We start from the raw sequence: 22,610 nt of genomic DNA on the forward strand, positions 1-22,610 counted from the left end.
CAGTTTTTCAAATGGGTCTGCGCACACATATTTGCCAGGAGATTTTAATCCAACCCTGGAGACCCCATTATGTCCATCCTTCTTGTCACATCGAGCCCGCGCGGCGCTGCCTCGCACTCGACCCGAATTGCTACTGAATTCGCTGAAAAGCTTGTTGCCGCCGATCCGTCGAACACGCTTGTCGTGCGCGACCTCGTCGCCAATCCGTTGCCGCACATCGATGCCGATTATGCGACCGGCATCTACACGCCGGCCGAAGCGCGCACCTCACGCCAGGCTGAAGTCGTTGGCGTCTCCGATGTCGTGCTGGATGAACTATTCGCGGCCGATACGGTGATTCTCGCCACCGGCTTCATCAACTTCAACATCTCCTCGACGCTGAAGTCCTGGGTCGATCACATTGCCCGTTCCGGCAAGAGCTTTGCCTATGGCGAGAACGGCCCCAAGGGGCTCGTCACCGGCAAGAAGGTCTACATCGTACTGGCTTCGGGCGGCATCTATTCCGAAGGTGCGGCCGTGCAGTTCGATCACGCCATTCCCTACCTGCGCAGCGTGCTTGGCTTCCTCGGCATGACCGATGTCGAGGTCATCCGCATCGAAGGGGTCGGCATGGGCGCCGATGCGGTGGCAGCAGCGCTGGCCAAGGCCTCGACCAAGGTCGACGCCATTGTGGCTGCGACCGGAAATGCCGAGCGCGTGGCCACCGCGGCATAAAGCGTCAGCATCGTCTGAATTGTACAAGGGCAGGCGCCGGCGCCTGTCCTTGTTGTCGTTGGCGACAACCTATTGTGGTGGGCCACACAACCGCCATTGGTTATTCCGCTTGTCTGCGCTATCGGTCGCGGATGTTCCTTTCCGTTGCCACAACGCACCGTCCGGCCACCGATCTCGGTTTCTTGCTGCACAAGCATCCGGATCGCCTGCACGAGACCGACCTGTCTTTCGGCAAGGCGTGGCTGTTCTATCCCGAGGCAACCGAAGACCGTTGCGAGGCTGCACTCCTGCTCGATGTCGATCCTGTGGGACTGGTGCGGGGCAAGGGCCAGGCAGAAGGCCTGCTCGACCAATATGTGAACGACCGGCCTTACGCAGCATCATCCTTCCTGTCGGTGGCGCTGAACAAAATGCTGCGGACGGCGATGACCGGTATATCGAAGGAGCGCCAGGAACTGGCCGACAGCGAACTGCCGCTGGAAGCCGTGGTTACTCCACTGCCAATGCGCGGCGGTGAGGTTCTGGTTCGAAGTTTGTTCGAACCCATGGGCTGGACAGTCGATCTGACGCCAATCGAAGGAAACGGGGGTGCTGCAGGCGAGCCCCGATATGGCCATCTGAAGCTGACTGGCACGGGCCGACTCAGCGCCTTGTTGAACCACCTCTATGTGCTGATCCCGGTGATGGACGATGCCAAGCATTATTGGGTCGGCGAAGCAGAGATCGACAAGCTGCTGTCCAAAGGCGAAGGCTGGCTGGAAAACCATCCGGCCAAAGACCTGATCGTGCGCCGCTATCTTGGCAATCGCAGGGCCTTGACCCGCATCGCCCTGGAGCGACTGGCTCCCGAGACGGCTGGCGAGGCACAACCTGCCGAGTTGCGCGTCACGCCCGAGGAAGCGCTTGAGACGCCTATCCGGCTCAACGATCTGCGCATGGACGCAGTTGTCCACGCCATTCGGGCGACGGGAGGAACCACGGTTGCGGACCTGGGATGCGGTGAAGGCAAGCTGCTCGACAGGCTGGTGCGCGAGCGATGGATCCACAAGCTGTTCGGTCTGGATCCGGCGGCGCGCGAACTGGAATGGGCCGCAAAGCGTCTCAAGCTGAACGAATTAGGCGGGCCGCCCGAGGGCCGGGTCACGCTGCTGCATGGATCGCTGACCTACCGGGACAGCCGTTGGGCCGCAGCCGACATCGCCGTTCTGGTCGAGGTCATCGAGCATCTCGACGAGGACAGGCTGCCCCTGGTCGAACGCATCGTTTTCGGTGAGACGGCGCCCAAATCCGTCATCGTGACCACTCCGAATGCGGACTACAACGCTCTGTTTCCAAGACTGGTCTCTGGCGCATTTCGCCATCCCGATCACCGTTTCGAATGGAGCCGGGCTCAGTTCCAAGCCTGGGCGGCCAAAATCGGCGAGATCTATGGCTATGCAGCCATCTTCAGCGGTATCGGAGCCGAGGACCCGACCCTCGGCGCCCCCACACAGATGGCGGTGTTCACCCGATGAGAGAACCCGATAAGACCAACCTCACCATTCCTGACTTCGCCCTCGTCGTGCTGATCGGCTCGACCGGATCGGGCAAGTCGACTTTCGCCGCCAAGCATTTCCTGACGACCGAGATTATCTCAGTTCGCTCTGTACGGCGAGACCACAGGCGAGACCGACGAGTTCGGGCTGCCCGTCCGTGCCGACTGGGCTGCGGCCTATCGTGGCAAGACGGCCATTATCTATGGACATACGCCCACGCTATCGGCCGAATGGGTCAACAACACCCTGTGCATCGACACCGGATGCGTATTCGGCGGCAAGCTGACGGCCTTGCGCTGGCCGGAACGCGAACTGGTCGAGGTGCCGGCAATCCAGACCTGGTCGGAGCCGATACGTCCGCTGGGCGGGTCCGGTCCCGGTAAATCGGCACAGGCCGACGCCGACGGCGTGCTCGATTATCAGGATGTCTCCGGTCGCCGTTGGATCGAGACCGGACTGAGGGGCCGGATTGTCGTGGCCGAGGAGAACGCGTCGGCAGCACTGGAGGTGATGAGCCGCTTCGCGCTCTCGCCGCAATGGCTGATCTATCTGCCGCCGACCATGTCGCCGTCCGAGACCAGCAGCCAGGACGGCTGGCTGGAACGTCCGGAGGATGCCTTCGCTTACTTCCGCGAGCGCGGCGTTGCGCAGATCGTGTGCGAGGAGAAGCACATGGGTTCGCGGGCAGTGATCGCGCTCTGCCGGAACGCGCAGGCGGCACGCAGCCGCTTCGGGGTCCCTGGCGACGAAACCGGCGCAATCTGGACCCGCACCGGACGCTCCTTTTTCAACGACAGTGCCATGACGGAGGGCCTGCTCGCCCGTCTCCGCGCCGAGGTCGACACGGCGGATCTGTGGAAAGAATTGAACAGCGACTGGCTGCTGCTGGACGCCGAGATAATGCCTTGGTCGGCCAAAGCCGGCAGTCTGATCGAAAGCCAGTATGCGCCTGTGGCCACATCCTCTGCCGCCGGTCTCAAGGCCAGCAGCGAGGCGCTGGCCCGTGCGATGGCGCGAGGCGTCGATGCAGCCGGCCTGAACGCACGCCTTGAAGACCGGGCCGTCCGCGCAGCCAAATACGCCACCGCCTGGGCGCCCTACGTATGGCCGGTTTCGGGCGTCGAGGACCTTAAGGCCGCGCCTTTCCACCTGCTGGCCAGCGAGGGACGTGTTTGGTTTGACCAGGACCATGTCTGGCACATGTCGCTCGCGGACCGTCTGGCCGCCCGTGGCGGCGTGGTCACGCCGACTCGATGCCGTATGGTTGATCTGGCCGACGGCAGCGCGTGTGCCGAGGCCGTCGCCTGGTGGGAAGCGCTGACTGGCGTAGGCGGCGAAGGCATGGTGGTCAAACCACGCGACTTCGTCAGCCGTGGCAAGAAGGGGCTCATCCAGCCGGCGCTGAAGGTCCGCGGCCCGGAATATTTGCGCATCACCTATGGTCCCGAATATGACGCGCCCGACAATCTCGTCCGCCTCCGAGAACGCGGCCTGGCCGGCAAGCGCAGCCTGGCGCTCAGAGAGTTCGCGCTTGGCCACGAAGCGCTAACGCGATTTGTCGCCAAGCAGCCGCTACGCCGGGTTCACGAGTGTGTCTTCGCCGTGCTGGCGTTGGAAAGCGAGCCAATCGACCCAAGGCTGTAGTAGCCGATCTATCCGAAGATCTTCTCGCCTTGCTCGTCGACCAGCTGGATGCCCTTTTTGATCGAGATGTCGACAGCGTCATCAAGCCCGGCAAAGCGGTCGGCGCGGATGAATTTGTGCTCCTTCATCACGCCGTCGATCTCCTTCGAAACCACGCCGCAGGTCTGGTACTGGCCCTCCGCCTTGTAGGGCGTGGCGCTGATCAAAAATCCCTTGTGCTCGATCTGCTTTGCCGGCGCCGCTGTCTTTGGCTCGGCGGCTTCGTTGCCTCCGCCGAAAAGACGCTTCAGAAAAGACATGGGGGATCCTCCAACGGCAATCATCCTGCACCACATAGCGCGGTGCAGGATGATTTTCAGTACCGGTCCTTGGCCGAGCGGGCAAGGGCCGCAGCTTGCTTGGCAGCCAGAGATCAGTCGCGCGCCAACGCTTCCAAGGCCTCTGCGGCAGCTTCCAATATGCTGATTGCCTCGGCCTGCTTTGCTTCAGGCGCATCGACGATCTCGCCGAGCGCGGCGCGCAGCCGGTGGCGCACGGCGCGAAACTCGTCGCGCTTTTCCGAGCGGCCGCGGCCGCGCCGGCCACCGTCGCCGTCATCGTTCCAGCCGAACCAGTCGCGCGCCTTCGCCATCTTGCGGCCGAAGCGCTCGAGATGTTCGAGCACGTGGTCGATCATCTCGCGATTTTCGTTGAGGTGCGCCTGCCCAGCCTCGGTGATTGAAAACACCTTCTTGTTGCCTTCCGCCGCAGAAACGGCGTATCCGGCCTCTTCCAGGAAGGTCAGCGTCGGGTAGACCACGCCGGGGCTCGGGCTGTAGAAGCCGCTGGTGCGCTCCTCCAGCGCCTTGATGATGTCGTAGCCGTGCCGCGGCGCCTCGGCCAGCAGCGACAGCGTGATCAGCTTGAGATCGCCGTCGGCCAGCATGCGGCCGGCGCGGAACATGTCGCCCGGCCCGCCGCGTCCGCCGCCTCTCATGCCATGCCCGAACGGGCCAAAGCCGCCGCCACGTCCGCCGAACTTGCCGGCCATATGCATGAAGACGCGCTCGGCGCGTTCGCCGAAACGATGATGGCTGAAATGATTGTCTTTGTGCATTGTCTGCTCCTTGAGTTATGTCTTACGATATATCTCACTTAAGTGCCCGCCACGGTCGAGTCAAGATATATCTTACGATGTATCTGAAAATGGCACCAGCAGGATTGATTTCGCCAGCGAGGGCAGCTAGAGGGTGCATGAGGGCCGAAGGCCGCTCCGTAAGCGTCTGACGTGAAGCAACGCATCCACCCCGGTCGTTCCGGGCAGTTACGCCGACAATACCGGCGAAAGGATGCAAGGCGACGAACCGGATGCTTCAGGGAAATCCAAATGACCATGAAAACCCCGCGCAGCAAGCTGCCTGCGCGCTATGCCGCCGTGCTCGGCCCGCTGGTGCTGTCGTTGCTGATGACGTTCATCGTGTCGTTCATCTCGACACTGAAAAGCCTTGGCTTCCAGCCCGACATGCTGGCCACTTGGCTGACGGCTTGGGGCCTGTCCTGGCTGGTGGCCTTTCCGACGCTGCTGCTGGTGCTGCCGGCGGTGCGCCGCATCGTTGGCTGGCTTTGCGAGCCCGTGGCTCGATAGCAGGGCACGCGAAAGGCCTGGAAACAATCTCCGGACCTTTCGGTGCGGAGCGAATAATACCCGTTACCAGCGGCCTTTGCGCCGGTTCCAGGCATAGAGCAGATCGGCAAAGCGATCATAGCCATAGCGCGTCAACGGCCGTGCGCCGGGATTGCCGAACAGCGTTGCGAGCCAGCCTTCGCCGGGCGTCGTCCGCCATACAGCAATGGCAACATCGGCGCCGGCCAGCAATTTGCCGTCGGCGTCGATCGCATACAGCCGGCGCCGGATGTCCTCCAGCCTTATGCCGTATCCGGCCAGCGCCGCCGGTTCGGCATTGATGTCGCGAAATTCGATCCGGCCGGCCTTGACCGCCTCGATCAGCCGCCGCTTCTGCCGGTTGATACCGGCATCACAGACCGGACAGCGCGTATTATACCAGACGGTCAGCAGAGGCTTGCTCATATTTCGAAACGGCACCAGAGGACACGCACGGATTATCCGAGAAATGCCGTTGCGCCGCAACGTGACACGATACCGGCGGAATGGCCGGTTTCGCTGATCCAGGTCGCCCAAAGGGTATGCAGCGGTTTTACGATAACGACATGCATGAGCTTAAAGCGCGTCGCAAAGGCCGTTCAGCGCGACGCGCTTCAGGAGCAGCGGCTCACCCGAGCGAGGTGATGATCTCGCGATAGGCATCCTCCGGGAAAGCCTTGAGCGTCCGAGTCCTGACGTTGCCAGCCGTCGCCAGCATTAACGAGAAACGAGCCAGGACGGCATCGTCGGGCGCTTCGAGCACCGCCACCATGTCGCAATCCCCCATGGTGAGATAAAATGCCTTGAATGATCCGCCCATGTCTCCCAGCATCTTCTTGGCGGCATCGAGCCGCTTCGGCGACTCGCGCACGTTTTTGGCGCCTTGTTCCGTCCAGTTGATCAGCACGATGTAAGTTGTCATGGCACACCTCCCTCCGGGGCCACGGAGCACGGCGTCAACCGCCGGGGCGGGCATCCGGGTTTGTCGCCCAGAAATGCATCCGATACGAAATTATCCTCCCGCAAGCCGCAGGCCGCAAGAGCGATAGCGTCGAATAGCCGATCGCCTATGCACAAACGAAAAAGGGCGCCGACGGCGCCCTTTGAATCCCTAACCCTTGTTGGCCTCAGCTGTCGAGGAAGCTTCTGAGCTTGCGCGACCGGCTCGGGTGCTTGAGCTTGCGCAGCGCCTTGGCTTCGATCTGGCGGATACGCTCGCGGGTGACCGAGAATTGCTGGCCGACCTCTTCAAGCGTGTGGTCGGTGTTCATGCCGATGCCGAAGCGCATTCTGAGCACGCGCTCTTCGCGCGGCGTCAGCGAGGCCAATACGCGCGTCGTCGTCTCGCGCAAATTGGCCTGGATCGCTGCGTCGATCGGCAGGATCGCCATCTTGTCCTCGATGAAGTCGCCAAGATGCGAATCCTCCTCGTCGCCGACCGGCGTTTCGAGCGAGATCGGCTCCTTGGCGATCTTCAGCACCTTGCGCACTTTTTCCAGCGGCATGGCGAGCTTTTCCGCCAGTTCTTCTGGCGTCGGCTCGCGGCCGATCTCATGCAGCATCTGGCGCGAGGTGCGCACGATCTTGTTGATCGTTTCGATCATGTGCACCGGAATGCGGATGGTGCGCGCCTGGTCGGCGATCGAGCGGGTGATCGCCTGCCGGATCCACCACGTCGCGTAGGTCGAGAACTTGTAGCCGCGGCGGTATTCGAATTTGTCGACCGCCTTCATCAGGCCGATATTGCCTTCCTGGATCAGGTCGAGGAACTGCAGGCCGCGATTGGTGTATTTCTTGGCGATGGAGATGACGAGGCGCAGATTGGCCTCGACCATTTCCTTCTTGGCGATCGCGGCTTCGCGCTCGCCCTTCTGCACCTGGTTGACGATCTTGCGGAATTCCTGGATCGAAATCGCCGTCTCGGTGGCGAGGTTCTGGATCTCCGCGCGCAGGTCGCGGATGGCGTCCTTCTCGTTCTTGGTGAATTCCTTCCAGCCGCGCGAAGTCAAATTGCCGATCGAGCGGGTCCAGTTCGGATCGAGCTCCGAGCCCTGATATTCCTTGAGGAATTCCTCGCGGCGCACGCCATAGCTTTCGGCCAGCCTGAGCAGCTTGCCTTCGTTCTGCACCAGGCGCTTGTTGATGTCGTAGAGCTGCTCGACCAGCGCCTCGATGCGCGCCGTGTTCAAGGACAGCGACTTCACCGCCTTGATCAGCTGGTCCTTCAATTCCTTCAGCCGGCGGTCCTGGCTGGGCGACAGCGTGCCGGCGGCGGCCAGCCGGTTCTCGACCTGCTGGTCCTGCAGCTTGCGCAGTTTCTTGTAGGTGTCGGCAATGACGTCGAGCGTCTCCATCACCTGCGGGCGCAGTTCCGCTTCCATCGCCGCCAGCGACAGGCTCGCCTCGTCATCGTCTTCCTCGTCGTCGTCCACCAGGCCACGCGTGTCGCCGCCGACATTGGTGATGTCGTCCTCGTCCTCGCGCGAACGGCGCGACTTTTCCTCGGTCTTGGCTTCCTCGATACGCTCGACAACCGGCGCCTGCTTGGCCTCCGGCCCGGCATAGGTCGCCTCGAGGTCGATGATCTCGCGCAGCAGGATCTTCGATTCGTTGAGCTCGTCACGCCAGATGATGATGGCCTGAAAAGTCAGCGGGCTTTCGCAAAGGCCCGCGATCATCGTCTCGCGGCCGGCCTCGATGCGCTTGGCGATCGCGATTTCGCCCTCGCGCGACAGAAGCTCCACCGAGCCCATCTCGCGCAGATACATGCGGACCGGGTCGTCGGTTCGGTCGGTCGGCTCTTTCTTGGTCGTGGTGGCGGCGACGGCGGTGCCGGTCTGCTCGGCGAGCTCGTTGGCGTCTTCCTCGGCATCAGCGGCGGTGTCGGCGGCTTCGGGCTCCTCGCCCTGCTCGTCGTCCTCGACCACGTTGATGCCCATGTCGGAAAGCATGGCCATCGTGTCCTCGATCTGCTCGGAGGTCACTTCCTCCGAGGGCAGCACCGAATTCAGCTCGTCCATGGTGACATAACCGCGCTTCTTGGCGGCCTTGATCATCTTTTTGACAGCATCGTCGGAAAGGTCGAGCAGAGGGCCATCGGTCGCGGCCTCGCGTTCGGTCTCGACTTCTTCCTTTTCTTTTGTCGCCATAGTCTTTATTTTCTCCAAGCGGCTGAGTATCAAAGCCGCGTAAGCTGCCGGTCCGGTCAAATTGGATGCGCTCCTTCCAGAACGCGCTTTACCGGGCCAGTAACTGCATCTCTCGTTAAGTCCAGATTAACCCTGATATCTGTGGCAAGCTGACTGCCTGTCCAGTGATCAGTACCTTACATCGCTGCATTCCCGTCGATGCCGGGGCGGGTTAACGTTTCGAATCGACCTGATTCCGCCATTCTGGCGGAAGGTCAAGCGCCTCTCGCATGATTCGCATGAAAAAAGCGAATCAATTACCCGACTTAGAGCACCGCACGCTTGATTCAACGCGCAAGCACGTCCTTACATTTCAGTCTTCTGGAGGCTTCGATCTAAACGCGCCCAGCTCTGCCCGACGAAACGCCAAACCCTTCGATCAGCGCTTCCGTTGCCTGCACATCACGAAATTGCGCCTGGATTTCGACCAGGTGCCGGTAATTTTCGTCCGTGGGATCGCTGGCGAGCGCTGCTTCCGCCTGCTTCAGCTCCTTATGTAAGGTGCGCGCGCTGCGCTGCAAGTGGAGAGCTTGGCTGAACGCATCGCGAGCATCGTCGAGTGCTGCCGTTTCCAGCGCCGGCCATTGCCGCGCACGTTTGATCAGTGCCACCGCGCGCTGCCAGATCTCACCGCAGCCGGCCCGCTCGATCGTCGCGATTACAGCCTCGCGGTTGTTGGCCATATCGTGCGCCATGGCGTCGAGGATGGCCGCATGCAGCCGCTTCAGATCGGAATTGGCGAGATCGAGGAACTCGACATGGGCGAAATTCTCGTCGATCAGCACGGGATGGTTGACGAGGGCCGCAATGATCGTCGCCTCGCGCACCGACATGCCCTCGCCGCCGCGTTTGACCAGCGCCGAGCGGCCGAGGCTTTCGGTGATCGCGGTGCGCCCACCGGCATTGCCGCCACGTGCAAACTGTCCGCCGGGTGCTGAGACCCTGCCCGGGAAGCGCTCACCTGGCCGTCCGTCCTGACGTCCCTGGCGTCCGCGCTGGGCACCGAAGAAGCTCTGCACGCGCTCGCGCATTTCCTGTTGGTAGTGATAGCGAAGGCTCTCGTCGCGGATGCGGCTGGTCAGTTCGCGTAGCGTCTTTTCGAGCTCCGCCCGCCGTTCCGGCGTGTCGAAGATGCCGCCGGCGGTCTCGCGCATCCACAAGAGGTCGGCCAGCGGCCGCGCCTCGGAAAGCACGGCGCGGAACGCATCCGGTCCGTCACCCTTGACCAGATCGTCGGGATCCTTGCCCTCCGGCAGCAGGGCGAAGCGCACGGAGCGGCCTGCCTGGACCGCCGGCAGCGCCATGTCGGCGGCGCGCCACGCTGCCTTCAACCCGGCCTGGTCGCCGTCGAAGCACAGCACCGGCTCGCCAGCCATGCGCCATAGAAGTTCGAGCTGGTTTTCAGTCAACGCGGTGCCGAGCGGCGCCACCACGTTTTCGAAGCCGGCCTGCGCCAGCGCGATCACATCCATGTAGCCTTCGACGGCAATGACGGTGCCGCCCTTGGCCAGCGCCCCCTTTCCCAGCACTTGGCGCGCACGGGCGAAATTGTAGAGCACGTTGCCCTTGTGGAAGAGCTCCGTATCGGGCGAGTTCATATACTTGGCCAGCGCATCCGGCGCCAGTGCCCGCCCTCCGAAGGCGATGATCTTGCCCCTGGAATCCGGGATCGGGAACATGATGCGGTCGCGGAACCAATCGTAGGAAACCGGGACGTCGTCGCCATGGCGCACCAGCCCGCACGCCTCGATGTCGGCCTTGGGGACACCCTTGGCGGCAAGATGCTCCTTCAGCGCATTGCGGCTGTCGGGGGCATAGCCGAGGCGGAAAGACTGCTGCGTCGCCGGTGTCAGCCCCCGGTCGCGCAGATAGGCGCGGGCCTTTGCCCCTTCCGGTCCCTGCAGCCGTTCCTGGAAGAACGCCGTCGCCATCTCCATGACGTCAGTCAGGCTGGCGCGTTCCTTTTCGCGCCGCTCCTCTTGGGCATCGCGAACCGGCATCGGCACGCCGGCCATGTCGGCGATCTTCTCGACCGCTTCAGGAAAGCTCATCCCGTCAAGTTCGGTCAGGAACTTGAAATGGTCGCCCGAAACCGAGCAGCCGAAGCAATGGTAGCGGCCCTTCTTGTCCTCGCAGTGGAAGGACGGGCTCTTCTCGCCATGGAAGGGACAGCACGCCCAATAGTCGCCGCGCGGCGCGTTAGTCTTCTTCCTGTCCCACGCGACGCGCTGGCCGATCACCGAAGAAATCGGCACGCGGTCGCGGATCTCGTCGAGGAAAGCAGGCGGAAAGCGCATGGGGGACAGCTCGTTTGGCCTCCATATAATCACACGGTCGAAGCCCGACGACTCCTAATGGCGATCATACCCGGTTTTCACAGGCCAAAAAGAGAAGGCGGCCCGCGGGCCGCCTTCTCGATCTAAACCGACGCAGCGCGGTCAGCCGTTCCGGGCTCACTGCGCGGCGATGGCGCCGAAGATCAGGCCGGAGAGAACTCTGACCAGCAGATAGTCGTTGCCGACCCGGATCAATTCCTGCCCGGGACCCGGACGGCGCAGGCCATAGTGGCGATAGTCGCGGATCGGCTGGTGACGCTTCCAGCTGGAATATCTCTGGCCGTTGCGCCAATGGCTGCGCTTCACGACGATCTTTTTCTTCACTACGACGCGCTTGTTCACGTCGACATGCCTGCCGGGCCTTTGCCAGTCGACCTGGCTGTAGTTCGACTGCGACGCGTTTGGTGTGTTCAGAGGTGCAGTCTGGCCCTGCCAGGTGGTTGCAGCCAGCATCGAGAAGGCAATGGCGGAAAGAACGATACGTTTCATGGCGGGTACTCCTTGGTTGTCGATGCCTACGGAATAGAGCCGGGAGGATGAACCGAAACTGAACACCGAGATTACGTTTTCGTAATGATTACCTACATTTAGAACGACTAATTCAGCGTTACCTTTAAAGCGGACGTCCGAGAATGGACGCATGACCCGCCGCAACTCCGCAGTCTATGCAACCATTTTGTCAGCCATCCATTTCCGACACGCTCCGTCGCGTGCCAACAGGCGTCGGAACCGGGCAAAATTTATTATTCGGCTAAAATAAATCGGAGTAATATCAACCTCTGCAATGTCCACGATTCGCGCCCACTTTTGCACCCTTGACGTCACGGCGCCCGCGTCGCTGGCATCTGTTGGGTTGCGGGGTCGGGCATGAGTGGCTCTGTCGTTTTGCTGCACCTTGCCGGTGCGGTCGCATTGATGCTGTTTGCCACCCGTTTGGTGAAGACCGGCGTCGAGCGCGCCTATGGCGATGTGCTGCGCCACAAACTGCGCGCCACAATGCGCAATCCGTTCATGGCGGTTCTGGCCGGCTGCGGCCTGGCTGTCGCGCTGCAAAGCTCGACCGCCGTCACCTTGCTGGTCGGCTCATTCGCCGGCTCCGGTATTGTCAGCGGCATGTCGGGCCAGCTTGCGGTGCGCGGCGCCGAGATCGGCTCGGCACTGGTGGTCAAGCTGCTCACCTTCGATCTGTCGCTGCTGGTGCCGATCTGCCTGGTCGCCGGCACCGTCATGTTCATGGCCACCGAGCGGCGCGACTGGCGCCAGTTCGGCCGCATCCTGGTCGGCATCGGCCTGCTGCTTCTGTCGCTGGAAATGATCGGCCAGGCGTCGGAGCCACTGCGCCAGAGCACGCTGATGCCGCTCATCGTCGATTACTTCTCCGGCGATCCGGTCACCGCCTATCTTCTGGCGGCGTTGGTCACCTGGCTGTTCCATTCCTCGATCGCCGCGGTGCTGCTGATGGTGACGCTGGCCGGCCGCGGCTTCATCCCGCCCGAACTCGGCATCGTGCTGGTGCTCGGTGTCAATCTCGGCTCTTCGATCATCGCGCCGCTTCTAACCCGCAACGCAGAACCCGGCGTTCGTATCGTGCCGATCGGCAATCTCCTGATGCGCGGCATGGGTTCGCTGATCATGCTGATCCTGTTCCTGACGTTCAAGCCGCCGGTCGCCTTCTTGGGCAGCACGGTGCCCGAGCAGATCGTCAATGCCCACATTGTCTTCAACATCCTGATCCTGATCGCCGGCCTACCGCTGGCGAGCCTGGTCTATCGCGCCTCGGAAAGGATCGTGGCGTTGGGCACCAAGCCCCAGGAAGCTAACGCGCTCGACGTCGTCGAGCTTTCGGCGCTCAACGAAAGTGCGCTCGACGTGCCGAGCCAGGCATTGGCCAACGCCACCCGCGAGGTGGTGCGGGTCTGCGAAACGGTCGAGATCATGCTGAAACGGATCATCGAGCTCTATGAGAGCGCCGATGCCGACAAGATCGGCGCGTTGGCCGCACTCGACGACCGTGTCGACAGGAAGCACGCTGCGATCAAGCTCTATCTGGCCAAGGTCACCAAGAACCCGTTGAGCGAGGACGAGGCGCTGCGTTGCCAGGAGCTGATCGGCGCCTGCGTCAAGCTGGAGCAGGTCGGCGACATCATCGTGCGCAACATGCTGGTCCACGTGAAGAAGAAATTCGAGCGCGGGCTGGAGTTCACGCCGGAAGGCTGGCGTGAGCTTTGCGCCTTCCATGGCTTGGTGCTTGCCAATGCCAGGCTTGCCTTCAACGTGCTGGTATCCCGCGATCCGGAGACCGCTCGCCAGTTGGTGCTGGAAAAGGACCGGCTGCGCGACCGCGAGAAGGAAACCAGCCAGAGCCATTTCGTGCGGCTGCGCGACGGCACCCCCAAGAGCGTCGAGACCAGCTCCATTCATCTAGACACCATTCGCGACCTCAAGCAGATCAACTCGCTGCTCGCCTCGATGGCCTATCCCGTGCTTGAGGAGCGCGGCCTGCTCACCGGTTCGCGGCTGAAGGCTGGATAGATTGCGTCCACAGGCCGGGTAGCTTCAGAACATCGCCTATGAAAATTGCTGTGGGCCAATGCGCAAAAATTATCTTTGCGCCACCTCCTGTCTGTCGGCTAAAGATCGCCGCATCTACCGCAAGGAAAGTCGATGGACACCCATTCTCGCAGCTTCGCCAAAGCGCTTTCCTGGCGCGTCACCGGCACCATCGACACGATGATCATTTCGCTCGTCGTGACCGGAAGCATCAAGCTCGCCGCGGCCATCGGCCTGACCGAGGTCGTCACCAAGTCGCTGCTCTACTATCTTCACGAGCGAGCGTGGCTGAAAATTCCTTATGGAAGGAAGGCAGCCGCCTAGCTCTTGCCTCCGCGGCGGGCGCCTGACCGGCGATCAAGAAAAGCTAAAGCGGCGTCGACAATTTCTGGATTGCCCGCTGCCCTCATCCGTGGTTTGAGGCGACCTTATCCGAGGATCGCCATTCCGCCATGCTCCCCCTCATTGCCCTGTTCATTGCCGCCTTCGCCTTCGGCACCACCGAATTCGTCATCGCCGGCGTGCTGCCGCAGGTGGCGGAGGGCCTTGGCGTCGCGATCCCGACCGCCGGCTATCTCGTTTCCGGCTATGCCGGCGGCATTGCAGTCGGCGGCCCGCTGCTGGCGCTCGCCACCAAAAGGTTCTCCCGCAAGGCCCTGCTGCTTGGACTGACTGCAGCCTTCACCATCGGCCAGGCCGCCTGCGCGCTGGCGCCCGACTTCGCCTCGATGCTGCTGTTGCGGATAGCGGTGGCCGTGGCGCATGGCGCCTATTTCGGCGTTGCCATGGTGGTGGCCGTCGGCCTCGTGCGCGAAGACCAGCGCGGCATGGCGGTGGCGCTGATCCTGTCCGGCCTCACCGTATCGAACGTAATCGGCGTTCCGGCCGGCACGGCAATCGGCAACATCTGGGGATGGCATGCGACATTCTGGGTGATGTGCGCGCTCGGTGTGGTGGCCTTCACGGCAATCGGCGCCCTGCTGCCGCGCAAGACGGGATCGTCGAGCCCGTCGGCGAGCCTTGGAAGCGAGGTCCGCGTGCTCGCACGCCAGCAGGTCTGGACCTCGCTCATTATTATGCTGATGCTGATGATCGGCCAGTTCGGCCTGTTCACCTACATCACGCCGACGCTGCTTGAGGTCACAGGCCTCGACGAGAAATGGATACCTTGGGTGCTCTTGCTCAATGGGGTCGGCGCAACGATCGGCGTCTTCGTCGGCGGGCGGCTCGCCGACTGGAAGCTGATGCCGTCGCTCATCGCCATGCTTTTCCTACAGGCGGCAATGCTCGCCTTGATCTACGCTGTCAGCCCTTACCCGCTGCCGATGGTGATAGCGATCTTCGTCTGGGGCGGCCTCAACTTTGCCATCGGCACGCCGATCCAGACCCGCATCCTGACCTGGACCGCGGACGCCTCCAACCTTGCCTCGTCGCTCATCCCGTCGGGCTTCAATGTCGGCATCGCGCTCGCCGCATCGCTCGGCGCGGCGATGCTCAATGCCGGCTATGGCTATCGCAGCCTGCCGGTGGTTGGCGCGATCGCCATGCTGGTCGCGGTCGCGGTTGCGCTTGCCTCGCATGTCTGGGAATGGCGAAGCCGGGCTGCGCCGCCGCTGCCGGCTGCCGCCGAATAGGGCTACAGATCGATCCGGTAGCGCAGGCTTTCCGCGCCGCCATAGGCGGCGTCCTCGAAGAAACGCCCGACGAGCCGGCCGCCATTGGCCAGAACGACCTTCTGCGAGGGCACATTGTGAGGCTTGCAGGTGATTTCGACGAAGGGCAGGCCAACCGCCCTCGCCTCCACCAGCATCAGCCGCAGCGCCTCGGTCGCATAGCCGCGTCCCCGTTTCCACGGCACCACCGCATAGCCGATGTGGCCGAGCACATGCGACGGCAGCGCCGCGGTGCCGTACTGCCAGCGCAGGCCGATTGAGCCTGCGACTTCCCCGTCCCAGATCCAGCGCCGGAATCCGGGCAGCCGCGGCACCGTCGAACCGTCGGGCAAGGTGATCGGCGGTCCCTTGCCATCGGAATCGTCGAGATCGCCAAGGAAAGTCGCTGGATCCTTTTCGATAGCCGCAAGCTGCTCGCGCGTCGCGTCGAGCAGCCGCACATTGTCCGGCGACCAGCCGCGCTCGAGGGCCGCCTTGTAGGACGGCAGGTGTTCAAGCGCCGGTTTGACGAGTTCGATCACGGGCGCGAGCTTTTTGGCTGCCGGATTGCGGGCGCGACGGCAAGGGCCTTCGGCAGCTTACTGAAGCAGGCTCTTGACGATGCCGCTCGCCTTGGAAAAATCCATCTGACCGGCGTATTTCTCCTTGAGCGCCGCCATCACCTTGCCCATATCCTTGACGCCGCTAGCGCCGGTCTCGGCGATGGCGGAACGGACGGCGCTTTCCGTCTCGGCCTGACCCAGTTGCGTCGGCAGGAAGTCGCGGATGATGGCCATCTCGTCGCGCTCCTGCGCTGCAAGCTCCGGCCGCTTGCCGTCATCGAACGCCTTGGCCGATTCTTCGCGCTGCTTCACCATCTTGGCCAGGATCTGCAGGATTTCGTCGTCGCTGGCCGGCTCCTTGCCGGCGCCGCGATTGGCGATGTCGCGATCATGAATGGCCGCCTGGATCAGCCGCAATGTCGGCAGCCGGCGCTTGTCCTGCGCCTTCATCGCACTCTTCAGGGATTCGGCGATTTTGCCTCGCATGGTGCTTTCTCCTTCGAATGCCGCGGACAATAGTCGTGCCGATAGCTCAACGCAAACTCGATAGCGTCCGGCAAACCGCTGATATTATTCGACGAAATAAATCCAGGCTCGCACGGCGCGGCATCATTGACCGCCTTGGCGCCTTCCCCTATGTACTGGGCCTTGCATGAATTGAATTCTAGTGCACGTCGCCCAAAAATGCGTAGCGGTTTTGGGCAACGACAGGCACAAATGAAAACTTAGCGCGCCGAGGCTGTGAGATCGCCGCTTCGCGCCTTTTGTTGCGCCGACTGAGGGCGCAACCTTTAGGAGTGCCGCCATGGCAACGATGACAGCCGCGTCGACCCCCCCTTGGGCCAGCGAGAGACCGACAGCCCTGCTGGTGCTGGCGGACGGCACTGTCATAGAGGGCCGCGGTCTGGGCGCCACCGGCTCCGCCGTCGCCGAGGTCTGCTTCAACACCGCGCTGACCGGCTACCAGGAGATACTCACCGACCCATCCTATGCCGGCCAGATCGTCACTTTCACCTTTCCGCATATCGGCAATATCGGCACCAATGACGAAGACATCGAGGACCTCAACCCGCTGGCCCGCGCCGGCGCCGTCGGCGCCGTGTTCAAGGCCGATGTCACCAACCCGTCGAATTACCGCGCCGGAACCGGTCTCGACCAGTGGCTGAAGAAGCGCGGCATCGTCGCACTTTCAGGCATCGACACGCGGGCGCTGACCGCGCTGATCCGCGAAAAGGGCATGCCCAATGCCGTCATCGCGCACGCGCCCGACGGTATCTTCGACGTCGATGACCTCAAGCGCCGCGCCGCCGCATGGTCAGGGCTTATCGGGCTTGATCTCGCCAAGGAGGTGACCTCCGGCCAGTCCTCGGTCTGGCGCGAGACGCCCTGGGTCTGGAACGAGGGCTTTGGCGAACAGGCTGATCCGTCGATGCACGTCGTTGCCGTCGACTACGGCGTCAAGCGCAACATATTGCGCCTGCTGGCCGGCCTCGGCGCCAAGGTCACTGTGGTGCCGGCAAAAACCGGCGCCGAGGAGATCCTGGCGATGCGGCCCGACGGCATTTTTCTATCCAACGGCCCTGGCGATCCGGAAGCCACCGGCGACTACGCCGTTCCGGTCATCCAGGATCTGTTGAAGACCGAAATCCCGCTTTTCGGCATCTGCCTCGGCCACCAGATGCTCGCGCTGGCGCTGGGCGGCAAGACCGCAAAAATGCATCAGGGCCACCACGGCGCCAATCATCCTGTCAAGGACCACACCACCGGCAAGGTCGAGATCGTCTCGATGAACCATGGCTTTGCCGTCGACGCCGACTCATTGCCGAGCGGCGTCGAGGAAACCCATGTCTCGCTGTTCGACGGTTCGAATTGCGGCATTGCGCTCACCGGCAGACCGGTCTTCTCGGTCCAGCATCATCCCGAAGCCTCGCCGGGCCCGCAGGATTCGCACTATCTGTTTCGCCGCTTCGTCAACTTGATCCGCGAAAAGCGCGGCGAGCCGGCACTGGCCGAGCGTGTTTAGCGCATTGCGTAAAAACGGATTTGACTGACGGCGCCGGCCGGGCTCCCGGCGCCGATCAAGCCCCGTCTGTCACCGCTTCCTGCGCGTGCATGCGTTTGACTTCCTTCGGCGTCGGCTTGGCCACCCTGGTGACGAAGACGACGAGCGCCAGCGTGAGGAAAATCGCGCCGAGCAGATAGGGGGCACCGCCGAAAGCTACGGGCGCGTTCGGCCCCGTGAACCAGGAAAAGATCGCCGTATAAAGCAGCGGTGTGATGATCGAGGTGATCGAGAAGATCGAGGTCATCGCGCCCTGGAGTTCGCCTTGGGCGGAAGGTGGCACCTTGGCGGCCGCCAGGCTTCTGAGCGGCGGGTCGGCCAACGCCTCGAGACATCCGACGACGATCACTGCATAGATCATCCAGCCTTGTGACGCGAAGGCGTAGCCGAAGGCGCTGAGTGCGGTAAATGCCAGACCGATTACCGCCGTCTTCCACTCGCCAAGCTTAGGGATCACGCGCGGCAGGACTGTCGCCATGACGATCGCCCCGCACAGGCCGAAAGCGCCGAGCGAGAAGCCGATCTGTTGTTCGCTCCAGCCATAGCGATAACTGGAGACGAACGACCAGACCGCAGGATACATCATGTGCCCCAGAGTCATCAGAAAGAAGACAAGTCCGATCCAGCCGATACCTTCGTAGTTGCGCATCTGGACGAGCGTGCCGACCGGGTTCGCGCGTTTCCACTCGAAGCGGCGACGGTGCTTGTTATCAAGTGTTTCCGGCAACAGAAACAGCGCGATCAGAAAGTTTGCGAAAGCAAGCCCGGCAGCGAAATAGAACGGCACACGCGGCCCGAACGTGCCGAGCAACCCGCCCAGAACCGGCCCTATGACGAAGCCGACGCCGAAAGCAATGCCGAGCAGCCCGAAATTCTTCGCACGATTTTCGTCGGTCGAGATATCGGCAATGAACGCCGATGTCGTGGAATAACTGGCGCCGGAAATGCCGGCCAGCACGCGGCCGATGAACAGCATCGGATAGGACCAGGCGATAGCGCAGATCAGATTGTCGATAGCGAACGTCAGCACCGAGGCGAGCAGAATTGGCCGCCGCCCGAACCGGTCGCTCAACCCGCCCATCACTGGTGCGAAAACGAACTGCATCGCCGCATAGACGAAGAACAGCCAGCCGCCCTCGATAGCCGCCTCGCTGATGCCGACGCCGGTCAATTCCCTGAGATAGGCCGGCAGCACCGGCATAATGATGCCGAAGCCGATGATGTCGAGCAGCAGGGTGGTGAAAACAAGCGCAAGGCCCCGCCTGGCGGTTTTGGGGTCTATCATGATGGTATCTCCTCGGGCCGCCCGAGCGAACGGGAACACACCTTATAGGCGAGCACATCGCTGGGAACAATGAGGGAACGGGCAGAGTGCTTTCATCCTGACATCCCCTGACTGCGGTCCAGTCTCTCGGATTACGAGAAAACCGTCGGCTCAGATCGGGTTGTTGAACGTGTCGCAGTCCGAAAGCTTGCCGTTCTGGAACCCGCGCGCCAGCCAGGTCTGCCGCTGCTGCGACGTTCCGTGGTTGAAGCTTTCCGGCACGACGTAGCCCTGCATCTTCTTCTGCAGCGTGTCGTCGCCGATCTGCTTGGCGGCGTTCAGTGCCTCCGCCATGTCGCCCTGCTCCAAAATGCCCTTCTGGCCGGTGAAATGTGCCCAAATGCCGGCAAAGCAGTCGGCCTGGAGCTCGACCTGCACCGACAAGTGGTTGGCGTCCGCTTCGCCCATGCTCTGCCGCATCTGGTTGAATTTGGGCAGGATGCCGACGAGGTTCTGCACGTGATGGCCGACCTCATGCGCGATCACATAGGCCTGTGCGAAATCGCCCGAGGCACCGAACTGCTGATCGAGCTGCTGGAAGAAGGTGGTGTCGAGATAGACCTTGCGATCGTTGGGACAGTAGAATGGTCCGGCCGCTGACGAGGCAGAACCGCAGGCGGAGCGAATCTGGCCGCTGAACAGGACCAGTTTTGGATCTTGATAGGTCAGGCCCTCGGACTGGAAAATACCGGTCCAGGTATCCTCGGTCTCGGCCAGCACGGTCGACACGAACTGCTTCATCTCGTCGGATGCCGGCGCACCGGTGCCGCCGCCTTGCTCGCCGCTATTGTCGGTGATCTGGCCGCCGCCGGGCTGCAAGCCGCTGTTATCGAGGATCTGACTCGGGTCGAAGCCGAAATACCACCCTGCCAGAAAAATCAACCCTACGATGATAATGCCCGACATGCCGCCGCCGCCGGCACGACCGCCGATCGGGATGCGAAACTGCCCCGGCCCGCCGCCAAGCCCGCCGCTCTGGCCGCGCTCGTCCTCGACATTGTCACTCTGACGACGGCCCTTCCAGAGCATGGCAACCCCCGTGATGCAATTTTCCGGCCGATCGGGCCGTGTCCCGGTTCGATCGGACACGACAACAATTATCTCAATGGTTACGCCAAGTCACAGTATTTTTCGTGCGAACAAGCAATGCTTGCTGACGCTTGCCTGCTCTGGCCGAGACATCGCAAGGTCTGTGCCGTTCACCCTGCTCGTGGGAAACGAGTCGCGCGAAGAGATACGCTGGCCGTGCTTTTCAGCGGGCGGCGATTATTGCCTTGCGAAAGGCTTCGAGCGTCTCGGCGCTGACATGATGCTCGATGCCCTCGGCGTCGATGCGCGCCGTCTCGGCGCTGACCCCGAGCGAGCGCAGGAAGGCCTCGACCGTCTGGTGGCGAATGCGGCTCTCTTCCGCAACCTTGCGGCCGGCATCGGTCAGGAACACGCCGCGATAAGGCTTCCGGGAGACCAGCCCGTCGGCGCACAGCCGCGTCAGCATTTTCGCCACCGTCGGCTGAGCGACGCCGAGCCGTGCCGCGATATCGACCTGGCGCGCCTCGTTGCCATCCTCGATCAGGTCGGCGATGAGCTCGACATAATCCTCGACCAGCGCGCTGCGGCGCGCTTCACGCGTCTGCCTGAAGCCTTCCGAGTGGATTTCTGCGTCAGGCAGCGGCTTTTCGCGAGGAACCGGTCTTTTCTTCAGCGCCAATACGCGCTCCTCCCGGCAGTTTGAATCGACATTGCGGTCATAACACGGAACCCTATTGGTTCTGGCCGTTTATTTCCATTCGGTGGCCGGCGCAACCGGCGTTCACTGCCGTTCCGGCCGCACGGCCAAGCGGCCACAGGAAAAAGCTCAGACAATGAAATATAGCATATTGCATAATGTTCAGCCGTGGCATAGATAAGGAGACAACATCGATCGTTCCAGTGGAAAGCCATTTCATGTCGGAAGCCGAAGCCACCTCAGCCCCCCGGTCCATGTGGCGATTTGCCCGCCCGGATGACGACGAGCAGCCCAGCCTTCGCGAAGTCAACGCAACGATCTCGGTGCCGCACTCGGGGATCTGGCTTCGCCGGCTGTTCGCCTTCATGGGGCCGGGCTACATGGTTTCGGTCGGCTATATGGATCCGGGCAATTGGGCGACCGACCTCGCCGGCGGGGCCCAATTCGGCTACACGCTGCTTTTCATCATCATGTTGTCGAACCTGATGGCGATCCTGCTGCAGGCACTCGCCGCCCGGCTCGGCATCGCCACCGGCCGCGACCTTGCGCAGGCGTGCCGCGCCTATTATCCGCGACCGGTCAATTTCATGCTTTGGGTCGCTTGCGAATTGGCCATCATCGCCTGCGACCTGGCCGAGGTCATTGGCACGGCGATCGCCTTGCAACTGCTGTTCGGGATTCCGCTGATCGGCGGCGCTATTATCACCGCGCTCGATGCCTTCCTGCTGCTGTTGCTGATGAACAAGGGCTTCCGTTTCCTCGAGGCCTTCATCATAGCGCTTTTGATTATCATCTTCGGCTGCTTCGCCATCCAGATCTTTGCCGCCGCCCCGCCGGTCGGCTCCATCCTGCATTCGATGTTCGTGCCGTCGTCCGAGATCGTCACCAATCCGGCCATGCTCTACATCGCCATCGGCATCATCGGCGCCACGGTGATGCCGCACAATCTCTATCTGCATTCCTCGATCGTGCAGACCCGCGCCTATGAGCGCACCGATCGCGGTAAGCGCGACGCCATCAAATGGGCGACGACCGACTCGACCATCGCGCTGATACTGGCGTTGTTCGTCAATGCTTCCATCCTGATCGTGTCGGCGGTGGCGTTCCACGGCACCGGTCATCATGACGTTGCCGAGATCGGCCAGGCCTTCGAGCTTCTGTCGCCGCTGCTTGGCCTCGGCATCGCTTCCATCCTGTTTGCCGTAGCGCTGCTCGCCTCCGGCCTGAACTCGACGGTGACGGCGACGCTCGCCGGCCAGATCGTGATGGAAGGGTTCCTGCGGCTGCGCATCCCGCAATGGGCGCGCCGCCTGCTGACGCGCGGCATCGCCATCATTCCGGTGGTGGTGGTCACCGCGCTCTATGGCGAGAAGGGAACCGGCCAGTTGCTGGTCTTCAGCCAGGTAATCCTGTCGATGCAGCTCCCCTTCGCTGTCGTACCGCTGGTGCAGTTCGTCTCGGACAAGCGCAAGATGGGCAATTTCGCCATTTCCCGCGCTGTTGCCGTGCTGGCCTGGGTGGTTGCCGCGCTCATCCTGGTGCTCAACTTCAAGCTGCTCTACGATACGGTCGTTGGCTTGGGCTGAGCGTTCTCGGCTCCAAGCTGAGACGATAAGGTCGGCAGTCACCTGCCCCCGGTCCTAGAAATTTGCCGGCCGCTGTCGGACAAATGTC

20 protein-coding genes and 1 pseudogene are annotated in these 22,610 nt (G+C 62.4%); 9 read left to right on the forward strand and 12 right to left on the reverse strand.

Annotation, left to right across the window (positions count from 1 at the left end; all coding sequences use genetic code 11):
• Nucleotides 1-69 precede the first annotated feature (69 nt).
• The 3 genes and pseudogenes from X773_RS61735 to X773_RS61745 form a co-directional block, all read left to right on the forward strand.
• A complete protein-coding gene (locus tag X773_RS61735; protein WP_023678288.1) occupies nt 70-714 on the forward strand; it encodes an FMN-dependent NADH-azoreductase in 645 nt (214 codons plus the stop codon).
• Nucleotides 715-845: 131 nt separating this feature from the next.
• Entirely contained in the window at nt 846-2,228 is a 1,383-nt protein-coding gene (locus X773_RS61740; protein ID WP_023678289.1) for a 3' terminal RNA ribose 2'-O-methyltransferase Hen1, read from the forward strand.
• Between the two features lie 126 nt (nt 2,229-2,354).
• Nucleotides 2,355-3,893: pseudogene (locus X773_RS61745) on the forward strand (polynucleotide kinase-phosphatase); the annotation flags it as partial.
• 8 nt (nt 3,894-3,901) lie between these two features.
• Here X773_RS61745 and X773_RS61750 read toward each other — a convergent pair.
• Together X773_RS61750 and X773_RS61755 are read right to left on the reverse strand one after the other, a co-directional pair.
• Nucleotides 3,902-4,192, reverse strand: a complete 291-nt coding sequence (locus X773_RS61750; protein ID WP_023678291.1) for an HlyU family transcriptional regulator — start codon at nt 4,190-4,192, stop codon at nt 3,902-3,904.
• 113 nt (nt 4,193-4,305) lie between these two features.
• The gene (locus tag X773_RS61755; protein WP_023678292.1) at nt 4,306-4,989 is read right to left on the reverse strand and encodes a PadR family transcriptional regulator; all 684 of its coding nucleotides are present in this window, start codon (nt 4,987-4,989) and stop codon (nt 4,306-4,308) included.
• A 270-nt stretch (nt 4,990-5,259) separates the two neighbouring features.
• On the opposite strand from X773_RS61755, the gene X773_RS61760 reads away from it, so the two are divergent.
• Nucleotides 5,260-5,517 carry a DUF2798 domain-containing protein gene (locus X773_RS61760; RefSeq protein WP_031212108.1) on the forward strand — a complete coding sequence of 86 codons (258 nt, stop codon included), beginning with the start codon at nt 5,260-5,262 and terminating at the stop codon, nt 5,515-5,517.
• 63 nt (nt 5,518-5,580) lie between these two features.
• Here X773_RS61760 and X773_RS61765 read toward each other — a convergent pair whose 3' ends face one another.
• The 5 genes from X773_RS61765 to X773_RS61785 form a co-directional block, all read right to left on the reverse strand.
• Nucleotides 5,581-5,961 carry a DCC1-like thiol-disulfide oxidoreductase family protein gene (locus X773_RS61765; protein ID WP_031212109.1) on the reverse strand — a complete coding sequence of 127 codons (381 nt, stop codon included), beginning with the start codon at nt 5,959-5,961 and terminating at the stop codon, nt 5,581-5,583.
• Between the two features lie 202 nt (nt 5,962-6,163).
• Entirely contained in the window at nt 6,164-6,457 is a 294-nt protein-coding gene (locus X773_RS61770) for a GYD domain-containing protein (protein WP_023678296.1), read from the reverse strand.
• 205 nt (nt 6,458-6,662) lie between these two features.
• Nucleotides 6,663-8,684 carry an RNA polymerase sigma factor RpoD gene (gene rpoD, locus X773_RS61775; protein ID WP_023678297.1) on the reverse strand — a complete coding sequence of 674 codons (2,022 nt, stop codon included), beginning with the start codon at nt 8,682-8,684 and terminating at the stop codon, nt 6,663-6,665.
• A 374-nt stretch (nt 8,685-9,058) separates the two neighbouring features.
• Nucleotides 9,059-11,020 (reverse strand): DNA primase, encoded by a 1,962-nt coding sequence (gene dnaG / locus X773_RS61780; RefSeq protein WP_023678298.1) that lies wholly within the window; start codon nt 11,018-11,020, stop codon nt 9,059-9,061.
• Between the two features lie 156 nt (nt 11,021-11,176).
• On the reverse strand, nt 11,177-11,548 hold the full coding sequence (locus X773_RS61785) for an RcnB family protein (protein WP_023678299.1): 372 nt from the start codon (nt 11,546-11,548) through the stop codon (nt 11,177-11,179).
• Nucleotides 11,549-11,926: 378 nt separating this feature from the next.
• Between X773_RS61785 and X773_RS61790 the strand changes: the two genes are divergently transcribed.
• The 3 genes from X773_RS61790 to X773_RS61800 all read left to right on the forward strand — a co-directional run bounded on the left by X773_RS61790 (nt 11,927) and on the right by X773_RS61800 (nt 15,243).
• A complete protein-coding gene (locus X773_RS61790) occupies nt 11,927-13,591 on the forward strand; it encodes a Na/Pi cotransporter family protein (RefSeq protein ID WP_023678300.1) in 1,665 nt (554 codons plus the stop codon).
• Nucleotides 13,592-13,723: 132 nt separating this feature from the next.
• Nucleotides 13,724-13,933: a DUF2061 domain-containing protein gene (locus tag X773_RS61795; RefSeq protein ID WP_023678301.1), complete on the forward strand. Its 210-nt coding sequence runs from the start codon at nt 13,724-13,726 to the stop codon at nt 13,931-13,933.
• Nucleotides 13,934-14,061: 128 nt separating this feature from the next.
• A complete protein-coding gene (locus X773_RS61800; RefSeq protein ID WP_023678302.1) occupies nt 14,062-15,243 on the forward strand; it encodes an MFS transporter in 1,182 nt (393 codons plus the stop codon).
• Nucleotides 15,244-15,245: 2 nt separating this feature from the next.
• On the opposite strand, the gene X773_RS61805 is transcribed toward X773_RS61800, so the two are convergent.
• Entirely contained in the window at nt 15,246-15,803 is a 558-nt protein-coding gene (locus X773_RS61805) for a GNAT family N-acetyltransferase (protein ID WP_023678303.1), read from the reverse strand.
• A gap of 57 nt (nt 15,804-15,860) precedes the next feature.
• Entirely contained in the window at nt 15,861-16,310 is a 450-nt protein-coding gene (locus X773_RS61810; protein ID WP_023678304.1) for a GatB/YqeY domain-containing protein, read from the reverse strand.
• Between the two features lie 319 nt (nt 16,311-16,629).
• Here X773_RS61810 and carA point away from each other — a divergent pair, with 319 nt between their 5' ends.
• Entirely contained in the window at nt 16,630-17,847 is a 1,218-nt protein-coding gene (gene carA / locus X773_RS61815; protein ID WP_084641355.1) for a glutamine-hydrolyzing carbamoyl-phosphate synthase small subunit, read from the forward strand.
• 55 nt (nt 17,848-17,902) lie between these two features.
• On the opposite strand, the gene X773_RS61820 is transcribed toward carA, so the two are convergent.
• The 3 genes from X773_RS61820 to mntR all read right to left on the reverse strand — a co-directional run bounded on the left by X773_RS61820 (nt 17,903) and on the right by mntR (nt 20,918).
• A complete protein-coding gene (locus tag X773_RS61820) occupies nt 17,903-19,171 on the reverse strand; it encodes a tetracycline resistance MFS efflux pump (protein ID WP_023678306.1) in 1,269 nt (422 codons plus the stop codon).
• Nucleotides 19,172-19,321: 150 nt separating this feature from the next.
• The gene (locus X773_RS61825; RefSeq protein ID WP_023678307.1) at nt 19,322-20,239 is read right to left on the reverse strand and encodes a neutral zinc metallopeptidase; all 918 of its coding nucleotides are present in this window, start codon (nt 20,237-20,239) and stop codon (nt 19,322-19,324) included.
• 223 nt (nt 20,240-20,462) lie between these two features.
• Entirely contained in the window at nt 20,463-20,918 is a 456-nt protein-coding gene (mntR, locus tag X773_RS61830) for a manganese-binding transcriptional regulator MntR (protein ID WP_023678308.1), read from the reverse strand.
• 236 nt (nt 20,919-21,154) lie between these two features.
• Here mntR and X773_RS61835 point away from each other — a divergent pair, with 236 nt between their 5' ends.
• Nucleotides 21,155-22,522, forward strand: a complete 1,368-nt coding sequence (locus tag X773_RS61835; protein WP_023678309.1) for an Nramp family divalent metal transporter — start codon at nt 21,155-21,157, stop codon at nt 22,520-22,522.
• Nucleotides 22,523-22,610: the final 88 nt, after the last annotated feature.

The sequence above is a fragment of the Mesorhizobium sp. LSJC280B00 genome (assembly GCF_000502835.1).
Lineage (GTDB): Bacteria > Pseudomonadota > Alphaproteobacteria > Rhizobiales > Rhizobiaceae > Mesorhizobium.

What these genes read in the sequence shown, in the direction of transcription:
- rpoD (WP_023678297.1), bottom strand. Translation starts at nt 8,684, where the DNA reads ATGGCGACAAAAGAAAAGGAAGAAGTCGAGACCGAACGCGAGGCCGCG.
- X773_RS61740 (WP_023678289.1), top strand. Translation starts at nt 846, where the DNA reads ATGTTCCTTTCCGTTGCCACAACGCACCGTCCGGCCACCGATCTCGGT.
- X773_RS61735 (WP_023678288.1), top strand. Translation starts at nt 70, where the DNA reads ATGTCCATCCTTCTTGTCACATCGAGCCCGCGCGGCGCTGCCTCGCAC.
- X773_RS61810 (WP_023678304.1), bottom strand. Translation starts at nt 16,310, where the DNA reads ATGCGAGGCAAAATCGCCGAATCCCTGAAGAGTGCGATGAAGGCGCAG.
- X773_RS61770 (WP_023678296.1), bottom strand. Translation starts at nt 6,457, where the DNA reads ATGACAACTTACATCGTGCTGATCAACTGGACGGAACAAGGCGCCAAA.
- X773_RS61755 (WP_023678292.1), bottom strand. Translation starts at nt 4,989, where the DNA reads ATGCACAAAGACAATCATTTCAGCCATCATCGTTTCGGCGAACGCGCC.
- X773_RS61760 (WP_031212108.1), top strand. Translation starts at nt 5,260, where the DNA reads ATGACCATGAAAACCCCGCGCAGCAAGCTGCCTGCGCGCTATGCCGCC.
- X773_RS61795 (WP_023678301.1), top strand. Translation starts at nt 13,724, where the DNA reads ATGGACACCCATTCTCGCAGCTTCGCCAAAGCGCTTTCCTGGCGCGTC.
- X773_RS61820 (WP_023678306.1), bottom strand. Translation starts at nt 19,171, where the DNA reads ATGATAGACCCCAAAACCGCCAGGCGGGGCCTTGCGCTTGTTTTCACC.
- X773_RS61790 (WP_023678300.1), top strand. Translation starts at nt 11,927, where the DNA reads ATGAGTGGCTCTGTCGTTTTGCTGCACCTTGCCGGTGCGGTCGCATTG.
- X773_RS61835 (WP_023678309.1), top strand. Translation starts at nt 21,155, where the DNA reads ATGTCGGAAGCCGAAGCCACCTCAGCCCCCCGGTCCATGTGGCGATTT.
- X773_RS61800 (WP_023678302.1), top strand. Translation starts at nt 14,062, where the DNA reads ATGCTCCCCCTCATTGCCCTGTTCATTGCCGCCTTCGCCTTCGGCACC.
- X773_RS61765 (WP_031212109.1), bottom strand. Translation starts at nt 5,961, where the DNA reads ATGAGCAAGCCTCTGCTGACCGTCTGGTATAATACGCGCTGTCCGGTC.
- X773_RS61785 (WP_023678299.1), bottom strand. Translation starts at nt 11,548, where the DNA reads ATGAAACGTATCGTTCTTTCCGCCATTGCCTTCTCGATGCTGGCTGCA.
- dnaG (WP_023678298.1), bottom strand. Translation starts at nt 11,020, where the DNA reads ATGCGCTTTCCGCCTGCTTTCCTCGACGAGATCCGCGACCGCGTGCCG.
- carA (WP_084641355.1), top strand. Translation starts at nt 16,630, where the DNA reads ATGGCAACGATGACAGCCGCGTCGACCCCCCCTTGGGCCAGCGAGAGA.
- X773_RS61825 (WP_023678307.1), bottom strand. Translation starts at nt 20,239, where the DNA reads ATGCTCTGGAAGGGCCGTCGTCAGAGTGACAATGTCGAGGACGAGCGC.
- X773_RS61750 (WP_023678291.1), bottom strand. Translation starts at nt 4,192, where the DNA reads ATGTCTTTTCTGAAGCGTCTTTTCGGCGGAGGCAACGAAGCCGCCGAG.